The organism is Corynebacterium drakensteinense, assembly GCF_041224285.1.
Classification (GTDB): Bacteria; Actinomycetota; Actinomycetes; order Mycobacteriales; family Mycobacteriaceae; genus Corynebacterium.
This window is the reverse complement of record NZ_JAXOFP010000026.1, coordinates 1-13293: the sequence shown is the minus strand read 5'-3', so window position 1 is coordinate 13293 and position 13293 is coordinate 1. Positions and strand designations below refer to the sequence as shown.

Here is a 13293-nt window from a genome sequence, read left to right as displayed (position 1 = left end):
GGTGAGTCTAAACCTTTAAGCCTGCAAGTTTCCACCCAGCCCAGTGTTAACCTTCCCACCGCAGCTCACGGGCGGTGGGGCGTCGACAAGCACCCACCGGTGGGCACGCGGTTTTGTGCAGGTCAGTCAGCGGCCCGACGAATGGTTCGTAGTATCCTTAAATGCCATGGACGCACCAGGAAAAGCGACTGGAAACGCGGAAGGCTCTGCCGCGCGAAAAGCGACTGAAGCTACGCAGTACCCCCAAGCATTCGGTCAACCTGTCACCCCGGCTGCCAAATGCCTGTTTGTGATCCGGCAGAACTCTGTAATCAGCCGCGCAGACCTGATCACCGCCACTGGCCTTTCCCAACCGACGATCACCCGCGCGATCACCACCTTATTGGCGGAAGGTTACGTCGTCACCCGCGACGATCTCGCCCGCACGCACGGCCGCGGACGCCCCACCACCCCGGTTGAACTGGCGAAACCACTGTGGATGCTCGCGGGCATCGCGGTGGGCACGACACAAACGTTCCTTTCTGTCTTCGACATCCGCGGGCGCACCATCCGCGAATCCGTCATCGACACCCCCGTCGCTCAGCTCAGCGAAAGCGATTTCATCCAGCACATCATGGCCGGGCTGCACCGTTTGGTCACCGGCTTGGAACACACGCTGTTGTCGGTGGGCGTGACGACGTCCGGCCAAGTCAGCCACGGCGGCGTGGTGAGTGCGCCGAACCTGGGGTGGGAGCAAGTCGACGTTGCTGCCGCGTTGCGTTATCAATTCTCGGTGCCGGTCTCGGTGTCCTCGGCGGTGCCGGCGATCCTCGGTTCGGAGATGCAGTCCGGCGAACTGCTGGTCACCGACGATGCGGACCGCACGCTGGTGCTGTTCGCCGACGACTCACTGGGTGCTGCTTTTACCAATACTTCTGGGGTGCACCCCATCGCGACGCTGCCGGGGATTGAGAGCTCCAGGCTGAACCTGCAGGACGCAGCACCGGAAAAAACGCTGATCACGCGCTATATTCTGCAGCGCATTAGCGAGGAATTCCCGGAGCTATCCCCGGCGCCAGAGACCTTAGCGCAAGCGGTTGCGTTGGCGGATGAACACGAGGGGGTGCGCGAAATTCTCGACGCCCGCGCCCTGGGCCTGGCGGAACTGACGGTGGATCTGGTGGGCGAATACAAGATTTCTACCGTGGTGGTCGCTGGGTCCGCGTTTGTTGACGACGCCCAGGCACCGAAGCTGTTCGCCGCGACCGTGCGCGAGATCATGACGGCAGAAAAAGCGCCGAACATGCGGATGATCCCGACCCACGAAGAGGTGGTGCGTTCCGTCGCGCGGGCGGCGGCGCTGGATCAGATGCTGCGCGAGCCGCTGCAGCTGGTGCCTTCCGACGGCGGGGGCGCGGCTTAGCTAGCCGACGGCTGTTGGCGGAGGTGCGGCGCGGCGGGCGGAGGTGCGGCGCGGCGGGCGGAGGTGCGGCGCGGCGGGCGGAGGTGCGGCGCGGCTTAGCTGTAGCGAACCTCGTCGAGAGACAACGCGCTGCCGGCGCCGTTAGCGGATGCCGCGGCACTGTCGCTGCCGACGCCACCTGCTGCGGTGAGCTCCGCGTGCGCTGCGGCCGTGTCGACGTATTTCGCGGCATGTGGGATAAACGCCTGCGATTCGTCGTCGGAAAGCTCCCGGCGCACCTTGGCCGGAACCCCCGCAGCGAGCACCTTATCCCCGATCTCCGCACCTTCCAGCACCACGGCGCCAGCAGCGATCAAGGAACCGGCACCGATCACCGAGCGCGACAGTAGTGCCGATTTCATCCCAATCAGCGTGCCATTGCCGACGTGCGAGCCGTGCACCAGCGCCATGTGGCCAATCGTGACGTCGTCGCCAAGCACGCAATCAGCGTCGGCGTCGACATGCAGCACCGAGTTGTCCTGAATGTTGCTGCGCGCACCCACCTTGATGCGGTTGACGTCGGCACGCAACACACAGCCATAAAACACGGAGGCATCCGGCCCAATCTCGACATCGCCGATCAGGGTCGCATTCGGGGCGATGAACGCGGACTCATGCACGCGCGGGGTTTTTCCGTTGAAAGGCAAAATTAAAGGCATGCCCCCATGGTAGCGCTGGTAGCAGGCATTTTCGTGCGGGCTGCTTGTCGACGGCTGGCAGGTTGCCGGTTCACTGGCTGCCCGGCTAACGGGCTTCCCCAACCAACTGGCTGCACGGCTAGCTGGTTGCCTGCTCCACCAATTCACACAACTGCCCGACGCCCATGTACAGGCGTGCGTGCATCCCCAACCCCGATGCTGCGGCCAAATGGCCTTCGTTGCTGCTGATGAACATGGTGTCGCGTGCACCGGCACCCAAGGCATCGACCGCGACCTCCAGCATGCGGACGTCGGGAAGCACCACCCCAATATCGCAGGAAAGCACCATCGCATCGAGCTCTTGCAAGCACGGGTACTGCTGGCGCAACTGCTGCGACTGGCTCAGCGAACAATTCGCGGTGCCAGCGATGTGCAGTCCGGCGTCGGCTAGGCTTTCGATGCAGCCCCATGCCTCGGTGTCCAGGCAGTTTCCAAAATCAGAGTCTGCGGCGATGGCTTCGGCAATATCGCAATCATCCAGCCCGACCCGGGCGACGATCTGCTGCCAAAACCGCTGGTCACCGATATCTCCACTGAAGTGAGCGGGCCGTAGCTCTGTAAAGACTTGCCAGAACTTCTGCGCCTGCAGCGATTGCGCATCATAAATGCCAGCAGCCTGCAATAGCGCTTGACGACGAGCATCACGCGAGGTGCGCACCACGGTGCCGGGGAGATCCACCAGCAGATTCATCTGTGCCATGCCCGCCCAGTATAGAGGGTTCAGAACCTACTCTGCTGGGCGCACAGCATGATTAACCGCTCAACAGTTGGCCCCGTAGTTGGCCCCGTAGTTGGCCCCGGTCGCGCTCAATGCAACCGAGGTGGTTGTTTCTAGAAGCGGATTCCGAAATTGCTTAAGAAATCACGGATTCGCGCGATCATCTGATCGATCCCCGGCATATGAGCAAACTGGCTGAGGATGGCACCAAACACCGCGAGCGCTACACCGGCCACCGCAAGGCCACCCAGTTCTGAAGAATTAGATGATCCTGGCTTCGGCTGCGTGCTTGGTTCCGCTGGCTTCGTCTCATCGGTTGGGTCGACAGATTCAGTTGGCTCGGTGGAATCTGTTGGCTCCGTCGGCTTCGTCTCATCGGTTGGGTCGACAGACTCAGTTGGCTCCGTGGAATCTGTTGGCTCCGCCGCTTTTTCTACGCTCAGCGTGACAGGGGCGCTCTCCGCCTCGCCGTGTTCATTGCGCACCTGAGCCCTAATTTGCGCGGCGTTGTCGTCTGCAGTTGCCACGAACTCATATTTCGCCTCGGTTGCACCGTCGATAGGTTCCCAAGCTGCAGAATCTGACTGACGACGCTGCCACTGGATACTTGGTTCTGGTTCCCCGGTGACCACGACGTGCAAAGCAATCTTTTCACCTGCCTTGGCGGTGGTTTCTCCCTGTACAGGACTAGCTTCCGGCGCGAACCCTGGAGCTGGGCGTGACTCGTCATTAGCGCGTGCACGAATCTTTCCATCTTGAATTCCGACGACCACGCGACGCAGGTCCTCATCAAAGTGTTCTGGGTCAGAAACGTAGTTTCCGTCCACTTCCAACTTCTTCAGCGGGGCCCACCGGTTGTTCATAAGTGGTTCTAGCGGCGTGAAATCCTTGACGTAGTTATCGCGAAGGTTAATCGTTTGGATGCCGCGGATATTCAACGGAGCCACATCCTCGATGAAGTTGTTGCTCAGATCAACCTCTTTAAGGTATCGGTGCTGCTTAAGTGGAGTGACCTCACGGATACGGTTATTCGCGGCGTAAAGTTTTTGCAATTCTTCATTTTCCAGCGGTAAGCCTTCCAAGGAAGTAACCTGGTTGTTGTTGACCTTCAGCGTAGACAACTCGGTCAACCCAAACAGCGGTGCCAACGAGGTGATTTGGTTGCCTTCCACATCGAGACGTTGCAGGTTCGGTTGGTAACCAATATCTGCGAGAGACCGCAGTTTCGAGTTCGTGATCGTCAGTTCTTTGATCGACTCCAGGTTCTTCAGCGGGGCAATATCGGAGATATTGCTATCGTCCAAAGTCATCCGCTCAAGTTTTGATGCGAACTCCAGCCCTTGCAGGGAATTCACCTTACCGTTGCCCTTAATCCCCTCTCCTACGCAACTGAAGCTATACAGCCGAGCCATATCCTTGCGCGTAATATCATTCCCATCCGGAATGTCGAGTTCGAAGCGGATACACTCAGCCAGGCGCGGGTCTAGCTCGACCGGGATTGCCTCGATGGAAGGGTCATCCACATGATAGTTCGGCGGACGCAAAGTCTCATATTGCTTTGGGAACAATTGCCACAGAACCGGTGCCGCTACCTTTTTATCCTCTGTATGTGGCGTCATGCCCGCAATCTGGAAAGTCGCCACAAAGGGCTCGGCGGATTCCCCCGAATAAAATCCGACCAAGTCACGAGCAAATTCGGTGATGATCGGCTTATGCGAATAGACAAGCAGATAGCCGTCCCGGATTTCTGCCTGTAGATCTGGCATCGTCAACAAGACGTCGTCACGCTCAACGGCCTTTCCAGGATTAGCCATGGTTCCCGCGGTTTTTCCATGAACCTTGAGTTGCTTGTTAGCGAGATCCAATACTGGGTTTGCGAGAGAAACATCGAGAATTCCGCCATACTTGTTCCAGGAAACGGAACCGTCAAACTGCAATTCGGTGAGGTTCGCTAGATCGACCTTCTGCTTGCCTTTAGCTGGCCAGAACAGTGACCGGTTATGTTGGTCAAGTTCAACACCACCAGCACGTGTTTCGTTTTCCTCACCGACATACTGACGGAAGCTACGGCGCCAATCGAAATTCGCTGTACCCGTTTCCAAGGTCACCGAAGTTTCAGCATCCTTTGGAAGATTTGCCGCGGCAATACCCTTGCCACTAGTTAGCGTCGAAGGCGCTTGGTTAGCTTGCTGGTCTTGTGCATTATTCTGGTGCTGTACAGTGGCCGGTTGAGCTACGGCATTAACACCGGCCGTGCTGATCAGCCCGACACAAAGTATTAGACCCAGGCTGCGTTTACTGAATTTATTCATTTTTCTCTCTTCTTTTCAATTATTATTTTCAGAGCAAACCGATTAGCCATTAGGCCTACTCAAGGCATTAACGGCAGGCAAAACCACCCGAAGGCCTCGCCCCCGTAGAGCTTTCGGCAAATAGTTCTGCAGTGAGATGTGCGTCATTTACGGGGCCGCAATTAACGTTTCAGGAAATCTAAAACTCCCGCTTTTTCCAGAATTGTGGTGATTATTGCACCCAAACTTCCCAGGGTGAATACCCCGAGCAGCACGTTCCAAACAGTAAAAAACGAAGAACCTGGAAGGTTTTCACCCTTGCCAGCAGCAGTATCGTTCATGTCCTTACTGTTTTCCGCTGCATTTTGCGCAAGCACAACAGTAGATGCCTCAGAGGAGATCGCAACAGCCTCACCGTTGGTGTCAGCACTTGCGACGTGGCTCGATCCTAGAGCCAAACTAGCTGCTACGACCGCAGCAGCGATGGTTTTCTTCATTTCATTCTCACTTCAATTGCTTAGAAACGGCTGGGTTGGCCGCCAACACGCATGAATAACCTTAGCATTAGTTAATTTAACTTAGCAACACTTTAAATTCATAATTTTAGCTGTCAACGATCCAGCAAGCTGATCAAAGCCGCACTACCCTCGCTTACCTGCTGGCGGGCAGGATGCACCGTGACCAACCCATCAGACGTCGAAACGCTGATAGGCCAGCCATAAACCTCAGAGAGTGTTTCGGAGGTGTAAACCTGCTGCACAGACCCCTGTGCCGCCACGGAACCATTGGCTAAGCAGACGATGTGATCGCAATATGCCGCAGCAGCATTAAGGTCATGCAACACCATCAAGACTGCCTTGCCCGCTACTTGCGCTAGCACACGAACCAGCCCCAGCACCCGTTCTTGATGTTTAATGTCTAGTGCTGCGGTCGGTTCATCCAGCATGATTACCACGGTGTCTTGGGCCAACACGCGTGCCAATGCAACTCGCGCTCGTTCACCACCAGAAAGCGTTACGATGTCGCGGCCAGCCAAGTGATGGGTTTCAGTCGCATCCAAAGCCGCATCGATTATTTTTTCGTCGTCAATCGAACGTTCGCTGTCTTTCCAGGGCCGCCGCCCCATGGCCACCACATCACGTACTAAAAATTCAAAGGAAACCGAAACATCCTGCAGCATCACCGCGCGCTGTCGTGCCAATTCAGCCGGTTTAGAACTCTCTGGGTCATAGCCACAAATCCGTATGGTGCCGGATGTTAATTCAACATCACCACAAATAGCGGCCAACAGACTGGATTTACCCGCACCATTTGGGCCAATAAGACCAGTTACTTTACCGGCTTCAGCTGCAAAAGAAACTCCGTCGAGGATGCGCTTTTGCCCGATATCCAGTACCAGGTCATTCACTTTGATCACGGGCTCGCCGGAAAATTCCGCGTCGTGACCGGGCGTTAATGGAGAATTCATCGGTGCAACCCCTTCCGCAACATGCGACGCAACAGGACAAAGAAAGTCGGTCCCCCGACTAGTGCAGTGAATATTCCAATTGGAAGATCAGCAAACGGGATCATAGTACGAGCCGCTAAATCTGCTACCCCAATCAGCACTGCTCCAGCTAAGGCAGACATTGGCAACAATACTTTGTTTTCTGGGCCAACCAATGCACGCAGTAAATGCGGAACAATCAATCCCACGAATCCAATTAGTCCAGCAAAGGCTACAGCTCCGGCTGTCAGCACCGCAGAACCTGTAATAGCGATGACCCGTAAAGCCTTGACGTTGATGCCAGTATGCCCAGCTGCGCGTTCACCAAGTGCAAGAATGTCCAGCTGCGAACCTAACCGTAATGCGATGACAATGCCCAGCAGCACGATCGGCAAAACTACCCACACGTGTTTCCACTGCGAGCCATTGAGCGAACCCATTTGCCAGAAAATGATTTGCTCACGGTTGCTAGTTGGAGCGAGATAGACCAAGAACGAGATGATGGCACCGCACACAGCATTCACTGCGATACCGGTGAGCACCAGGTTAATTACGGCTACACGCCCGCGATTACGCGCCATTTGATAAATGATCAACGTGACCAGCACGGCACTCAAGAACGCAGCCGCAGGCACGGTAAAGGTCCCGAGAATGCTGATATTAAAAACAATTACCAAGGCTGCACCGACACCAGCACCACTCGTCACACCGATGATAGAAGGCTCCGCCAACGGATTAGCGAATACGGCTTGCATCAACGTACCAGCCACTCCAAGTGCAGCACCGACTAAAAAGCCAAGCAAAATTCGCGGAAGCCGGATTTCCCAGACCACCGATGCCGAAAGACCATCATAATTTGGGTCGCGGAAGAGGATCGCCCAAAAATCGGATAGTGGCACATAATACTGGCCGAGGATGATCGAAACCGCAGCCGTCCCCAGTAATAACGCCACTAAAACGATGCTGAGGGTGATACGTAGCTTGGTGCGTTGACGGAAAATCCCGGCCGCATGTTGCTTATTCTGATTCGGACTGGGAGCCGTCAATGCTGTTTTCTGGGTCATATGTTGCCTGTGCGAGTTTGAGAAGGGTTTGTCCTGCCAGCGGGCCGAATGCCAACGATTGACCGTCGGGAAGCGTCACAATACGGCGGTTTTGCCCCGCGATTGTTTGTGCTACCCCTGGACGTTCCAATAAGCCGTCGATTCCGCCGGTGGATTCCAAGCCCTTATTCATCATGATGATGACTTCGGGGTTAATCTTCGCCAGGGATTCTGCGTTGGCGGGAGCGGCATAGCTCAAATTATGCTCGGTGGCCATGTCAACACCACCGATGCCCTCAATCAAATCTTTGGCACCAGTTCCTTCACCTAAGATGAAAAAGACTCCACCGTTTCCACGCGCATAGAGGAATGCCATACGCAACGGTTGCTCGGGAACAAGTTCTTCGATAGCCGCACGGTCTTTTTCCAGTTCTTCGGTCGATCGCTGAGCAAGCTTGTCGCCTTCCTCTGGCAATCCCACTACCTGCGCTACAGTTTTGATGTCTTCATCAACAGAATCAATAGTGCGCGTAGGTTCCATAACAACTGTTGTTACCCCAGCGGCTCGAATTTGATCAATGGCGTCGTTGGGGCCAATGGAATGATCCACCATCACCAAAGTTGGCTGTAGGTCCAGCACAGCCTCGACATTGATGTTGTGTCCGCCCTGAGTAACCACGGGGAGATCCGACAAGATGTCTTCTGTAGAAGATACGGTGCGGCCGACGATGTTGTCCGCTAATCCGAGACCGGTAAGCGTTTTTGTGTATGTGCCATAAAGATCTAGTGCCAAAATGCGTGAGACATCATCCACCACTACGTCGTGCCCATCAGCATCGGTGAGTTCCACCGGCAACATCGGAGAGACGTTATTGCTTACCGGTTCGACATCCGCAAAGCCATCCACCCGTGATACTCCGGTAAATGAACGAGGATCCGATAGGGAACTCGCTTCAGGCAGCTGTTCGCGCAATTGCGCGTCGGCAGATTCGTATCCACCCTGCACCCCACACGCGGCGACAGGAAATATGCAAAGCAACGCAACAAGCGCACTAAGCAGGCGTTTCATTTTAATCACACTTTCTGCAACTTTTAGTCGCATGGTCGAGCGGCTATTAATAAGCCGCTCCCTCACGAGGCAAAGGAATTTCTGAGGTTCAGGGTCTGTGCTGAGAAATTACGATGGGTTAGACATCACCAGGCGCCCCATGGACCCGCCGGCAATAACCAAACCAGCGATGAAGATCAGCAGATAAGCCATCGGATCGCCATTCAGCAAGCTGGATTCACCTGCTGCCTGGGACTTCACTTTGAACTTGCCTGAGCCATCTTCATAGCCTTGCGACGAGCTTTCTCCGCTAGCATCGCTTCCCAAGGCTGAGCCCATTCCACCTGCCGCGCCTGCAAGTTTTTCTGCAGCGGCATTGCGTGCTTTTTGGGCATTCTGGCCAGAGTTTCCACCGTTTGTACCGCCTGAAGCATTGCTGCCTCCAACTGCGTTACAGTCGCCAGTACCTCCCAGCTGAGCACTAAAGCTCAGTGGCGCCAATTCCAAACCAACCTCATAGAAATCCGCAAACGCTTTTGCACCAGTGGCTGTCAAAAATACTCGTGCTTCACCGTTAACTGCCGAATCATTCACATCCAAAGAAGTGAAGGTTAAATCGCCGAGCGCAACGCGACCATAATCGGTCTTATTGCCTTCCATATCAGAGGACCGGACGTTAGCGATGAGCTTGCCCGAATTACCATTGAAGCTAATCTCTAGGTTAGAGATATTGAGATCCAGAATGCCCTTGTGGCCAGTAAACTGCATGGCACCGCCATAGTTTATGGAACCGCGCCCAGCGCCCGTGTCCACATTTCCGGAGTTACCGCTAAATTGGTAGCGCTGATTTTGGTATCCCACACCATCAAGGTCCCAACGCCCTTTTGCGATAGAACCAGTGATATAAGACTGGAATGATTCTTTCAGACCCCAGGCAGCGGAAGCTGAAGTAACTGACTTCGCATCGACGCACTGTTCGCCAGCGCCTGCACCGCCTTCAGCCAAATTGGCACCGCCAGTGGCTCCAGCCCCGCCGCCAGCTACACCGCTACGGGACGTTCCACCCGTACCACCAGCAGCACCTGCTCCACCGGATGCGCCGCCAGAAGCTCCGCCGCGGCCAGCAGCTCCGCCTGCACCGTTACCACCAGAGTTAGCGCCTGCTCCACCGGAAGCAGCTCCTCCAGCACCGCCAGTGGATCCACCATTGCCAGAAGTGGAGTTGCCCCCTTTCGACGTGTTATTTCCATAATTACGGAAAGACTCTAATTCGTCGAGAAATGCCTGGCTGTTACCCATGAACGTCGTAACGCCATTCAACGTGTCATTGGTCTCTTTGAGTACATCTACGGCTTTTTTATTAAAGCCAGTGAAAGTACCAGTGATCGTCGTCAAGGTACGCTTGTTGCCGCCAGATTTGTCGTTGCTGCCAGAGCCTGAAGAACAGCTTCCATCAGTCTTGACGACGCCACGAGTAGGATCCAGCTGGGTACCCGCTTTATATGCCAAGAATAGGTCGGCTCCACCCTGCGTAATAGTGGTAGAACCGGAGAGATCGACCGAACCCGCTTGTGGGTCTACGGGGTTGTTCAGCGCAATAGTCGCAATTGGCACATTGTCGCCGGTGATTTGCGCGCCGCGCTTCGAGGTGTCAACCATGTCCGACTCGTAGGAAACGTAGTCCACGATGATCTCAGCAGTGTTTCCTTGAGCGCGAACTTTCCAGTCGGACATTGTCATATCCAACAAGTCCTCGCCACCGTAGTTATGCCCATTAAACCGAAGCGTGCCGTCGAATGGGATTGTTACCGAATCGCCATCCACAATGGCTTTTTGTGGTGTGAACACAAAGGCGCCGTCTGCTCCAGTTTCCGGCCCGTCGAAGCCAATACCATCGGCTCCCCAGCCACCATGAGCAGCTCCTTCTTTAATGTACTGGCGATAGCTGTGCTTTACCCCCCAGTAAAAACCGCATTGGCCCTGTGCGTGAGCTGTGGGCGGATTCCATAGGGCGACAGCAAACGTCATCAGTAGCATCAATGCTCCCGCGCTTATCACCACAGTCAGTTTCCGCGCTACAGTTTTCACCCTCGTTTGCTCCTTATACTGCTCGAATTAATGTTGACGAGCAACTTCATACTAAATTAGGCTTAGTTTAATCAATAAAGGCTAGCGTAGCAATATGAAGCGAGGGAAATGTGACTACCACCGAAGATTTCAGCCGTCTATATCCAGATATCGACCCGAACACAGGATTTCCATTGTCTGTGATGGAGAGGATGGCGTTAAGTCTTTCCACAGGAATTATTGCGTTTGGCGTCGCAACTGCAGAGATAATCGTCGCAGCCGTTGGCCTAGTACTCATCATCGTGACTGCTCTTATCGTCGCGCAAAAAACTGCACGACGTGTGCGCAATGAGGCCCGCACCCGATTCCCAGGAGTGGATTGGGTGGAATTCCGTAAAGCGCGCGATCTTAACTTGGGGCTTTACATCCCAATGACTTGGGCAGTGATCATTGCCGTGTCCTTGGCTGGATTTTGGTGGATCCCGGCGGACTATGCCGTTGTCGGAGGAATCATCATCGGAGTTTTTTCTGCGACATTGCTCTGGTTCATGCCTGGACTCAGCCCGCTATGGGGAAATTCCAAACGTTCTGATGATGGCAATGCGCGACACCAGAAGCCTTCTTTTTTCCGCAAAAACAAGAAGGTAACAGCCCTGCAGGATGCTGGACAACCAGCCATCAATCACCACACAGAACAATTTCCAGCCGTCAACTAACACGACGAATTACTATTATTCAGTCGCGTGCTGGGGGCACCATCGCTGCACTAATTGAACTAGCAAGCGATGGTGTTAACTTTTGCCGTAGGCCAAAAACACCGTCTCATCGGCTGGGTCATACGAGACTACGGGTGTCACGTAACCTGCGATAAGCTTTGAACTCTATTGTTATCTCACCTTTGAAACAGCAAATTGACATGGGAAAAGCCCGCTAGAACTAAATAAGCGGGCTTGAGGTTTCGACCACAATGGCCGAATTATTCATTCTCAGGAACCAATTGAGAATTATTCCTTAGAACGGGAATTTGATGCCCAGCTGCTTGAACACACCAGTGTGTTGCAGTAGCCCCAGGATGGCTGCGCCGATTCCACCGATTACAGCGAGCGAAGGAATGATCTTCGTAAAGAGATCGCTGTTCAGGTCAGCATTAGAGCTAGAGCTGGAAAGATTAGGTTTTGGCTTCTCCTTGGAAGGATCAGCTGGTTTTGGCTGTTCTTTCGACGGCGCAGCTGGCTTTGGCTGTTCTTTCGACGGCGCAGCTGGCTTTGGCTGCTCCTTGGAAGGGTCGGCTGGCTGTGAAGCTGGTTTATCCTCGAAATTCACCACGAAATCAAGCGGTCCTGCCTGTTCACCTTCTTTATATTTCGGAGAGAAAGGTACAAAAATGTCGGTGGAACCCTTACCGTGGATAGTGTTAACATTCTGAAGATTTACATCTTCAGCAGTGGTTAGGGGACTATCGAGGGTGAAAGTTGCTAGGACGGCATCATCATGCATATCGTCGAGCCAACCTCCACCTTTGAAATTCAGACCTTTGACGTGCATGTCCGCTAGAATCTGCCCTGAGGTTCCCTGGGTCTTAATTGTGACATCACTCATCGTCATATCAAGACCGGCATTAGGCCCAATTTTCTCGTGCCCGATCATGCGTGCGGTGCCATCAAATTTCAGCGTGGCTTGATCTTCCACAATTGTCGATGCTCCCGAGTTTAGAGGGAACTGTAACTTTTCTTGTTCCTGCGCTCCAACAAGTTGCACACCTGCACTAGTTTCAACTCTTCCGTTCGCTGCACCATGAAGGAGATACGACATCCAGCTATCCCTGATTCCCCAGGTCATAGAGCCATCTTTAATGCTCTTTTCTGCAGCAAACGCCTGAGGGGTAGCAATCCCCGTACCCGCAACCGCAAAAACGGTTAGCGCTGCTAATGTTTGAACCTTCACGATCCGACTTCCTCCCTTAAAATGCAGCATAACCTTATGTTATGCACCTTAGGCTAACTTGATAATAGATAGTCAAGTTAAATTTAGCAATACCTTAAACAATGGTTGTTGGGACGCTTAGATGGACTTCACATTTTGCTGATAATCCTGCTGAGGCAGTGCAGTTTCTCTGGCTTACCTTTTAGTGGAGCGCACCCAGGCCTGGGCGCTCAAACCTCATCCACTATGTCCAACCCTTGGAGCTGTGCGAACCGTCTAACGCAATTGTGTGCATTATCGACAGAATCCACCCGGCAAAAGCCTAGGTAGGCGTAGGTGTATCGCCTTCACAACTCGCACGGCCTGCAGCATCTCCAAGGTTATTTAGCCGAGTCAGTTAGGTAATATCGGCATTCTTCTCCAACGAAGGCCTCCACGGCTAGGGTTTGTGTGAAGTGTCCCAGGTTTTGTTCCGTTTGAGTAGATGGGAAAATCTGGAACATGCCCAAAAAATTTGACCAGGATGCAAAGGACCGCGTGGTCCGTCTCGTGGAAGACCGCATCTTGGCGGAAAATAT

Annotated in this window: 11 protein-coding genes; 2 read left to right on the top strand and 9 right to left on the bottom strand. The window is 54.1% G+C overall.

The features are described 5' to 3' along the window. Window positions 1-166 precede the first annotated feature (166 nt). Window positions 167-1402 (top strand): ROK family transcriptional regulator, encoded by a 1236-nt coding sequence (locus U1140_RS10810; protein ID WP_369847852.1) that lies wholly within the window; start codon window positions 167-169, stop codon window positions 1400-1402. 95 nt (window positions 1403-1497) lie between these two features. On the opposite strand, the gene U1140_RS10805 is transcribed toward U1140_RS10810, so the two are convergent. From U1140_RS10805 to U1140_RS10770, 8 genes are all read right to left on the bottom strand, one after another. Then, on the bottom strand, window positions 1498-2100 hold the full coding sequence (locus U1140_RS10805) for a gamma carbonic anhydrase family protein (RefSeq protein ID WP_369847850.1): 603 nt from the start codon (window positions 2098-2100) through the stop codon (window positions 1498-1500). Between the two features lie 118 nt (window positions 2101-2218). Further along, window positions 2219-2839, bottom strand: coding sequence for an HAD family hydrolase (locus U1140_RS10800; RefSeq protein ID WP_369847849.1), 621 nt, complete (start codon window positions 2837-2839; stop codon window positions 2219-2221). Between the two features lie 131 nt (window positions 2840-2970). Beyond that, window positions 2971-5169, bottom strand: a complete 2199-nt coding sequence (locus U1140_RS10795) for a leucine-rich repeat domain-containing protein (protein ID WP_369847848.1) — start codon at window positions 5167-5169, stop codon at window positions 2971-2973. Between the two features lie 161 nt (window positions 5170-5330). Beyond that, window positions 5331-5645, bottom strand: a complete 315-nt coding sequence (locus U1140_RS10790; RefSeq protein ID WP_369847847.1) for a hypothetical protein — start codon at window positions 5643-5645, stop codon at window positions 5331-5333. Window positions 5646-5758: 113 nt separating this feature from the next. Beyond that, window positions 5759-6616, bottom strand: coding sequence for a heme ABC transporter ATP-binding protein (locus U1140_RS10785; RefSeq protein WP_272723510.1), 858 nt, complete (start codon window positions 6614-6616; stop codon window positions 5759-5761). Continuing rightward, on the bottom strand, window positions 6613-7698 hold the full coding sequence (locus tag U1140_RS10780) for a FecCD family ABC transporter permease (RefSeq protein ID WP_126843995.1): 1086 nt from the start codon (window positions 7696-7698) through the stop codon (window positions 6613-6615). The genes U1140_RS10785 and U1140_RS10780 overlap by 4 nt, the downstream gene beginning before the upstream one ends. Continuing rightward, the gene (locus U1140_RS10775; RefSeq protein ID WP_369847842.1) at window positions 7652-8746 is read right to left on the bottom strand and encodes an ABC transporter substrate-binding protein; all 1095 of its coding nucleotides are present in this window, start codon (window positions 8744-8746) and stop codon (window positions 7652-7654) included. The genes U1140_RS10780 and U1140_RS10775 overlap by 47 nt, the downstream gene beginning before the upstream one ends. Before the next feature lie 108 nt (window positions 8747-8854). Then, window positions 8855-10762 (bottom strand): HtaA domain-containing protein, encoded by a 1908-nt coding sequence (locus U1140_RS10770; protein ID WP_369847869.1) that lies wholly within the window; start codon window positions 10760-10762, stop codon window positions 8855-8857. Window positions 10763-10923: 161 nt separating this feature from the next. Here U1140_RS10770 and U1140_RS10765 point away from each other — a divergent pair, with 161 nt between their 5' ends. Next, window positions 10924-11508 (top strand): hypothetical protein, encoded by a 585-nt coding sequence (locus U1140_RS10765; protein ID WP_369847839.1) that lies wholly within the window; start codon window positions 10924-10926, stop codon window positions 11506-11508. Window positions 11509-11803: 295 nt separating this feature from the next. Here U1140_RS10765 and U1140_RS10760 read toward each other — a convergent pair whose 3' ends face one another. Beyond that, window positions 11804-12766: an HtaA domain-containing protein gene (locus tag U1140_RS10760; RefSeq protein ID WP_369847836.1), complete on the bottom strand. Its 963-nt coding sequence runs from the start codon at window positions 12764-12766 to the stop codon at window positions 11804-11806. Window positions 12767-13293: the final 527 nt, after the last annotated feature.

What these genes read in the sequence shown, in the direction of transcription:
- U1140_RS10805 (WP_369847850.1), bottom strand. Translation starts at nt 2,100, where the DNA reads ATGCCTTTAATTTTGCCTTTCAACGGAAAAACCCCGCGCGTGCATGAG.
- U1140_RS10810 (WP_369847852.1), top strand. Translation starts at nt 167, where the DNA reads ATGGACGCACCAGGAAAAGCGACTGGAAACGCGGAAGGCTCTGCCGCG.
- U1140_RS10775 (WP_369847842.1), bottom strand. Translation starts at nt 8,746, where the DNA reads ATGAAACGCCTGCTTAGTGCGCTTGTTGCGTTGCTTTGCATATTTCCT.
- U1140_RS10800 (WP_369847849.1), bottom strand. Translation starts at nt 2,839, where the DNA reads ATGGCACAGATGAATCTGCTGGTGGATCTCCCCGGCACCGTGGTGCGC.
- U1140_RS10760 (WP_369847836.1), bottom strand. Translation starts at nt 12,766, where the DNA reads ATGCTGCATTTTAAGGGAGGAAGTCGGATCGTGAAGGTTCAAACATTA.
- U1140_RS10790 (WP_369847847.1), bottom strand. Translation starts at nt 5,645, where the DNA reads ATGAAGAAAACCATCGCTGCTGCGGTCGTAGCAGCTAGTTTGGCTCTA.
- U1140_RS10785 (WP_272723510.1), bottom strand. Translation starts at nt 6,616, where the DNA reads ATGAATTCTCCATTAACGCCCGGTCACGACGCGGAATTTTCCGGCGAG.
- U1140_RS10780 (WP_126843995.1), bottom strand. Translation starts at nt 7,698, where the DNA reads ATGACCCAGAAAACAGCATTGACGGCTCCCAGTCCGAATCAGAATAAG.
- U1140_RS10795 (WP_369847848.1), bottom strand. Translation starts at nt 5,169, where the DNA reads ATGAATAAATTCAGTAAACGCAGCCTGGGTCTAATACTTTGTGTCGGG.
- U1140_RS10770 (WP_369847869.1), bottom strand. Translation starts at nt 10,762, where the DNA reads ATGCTACTGATGACGTTTGCTGTCGCCCTATGGAATCCGCCCACAGCT.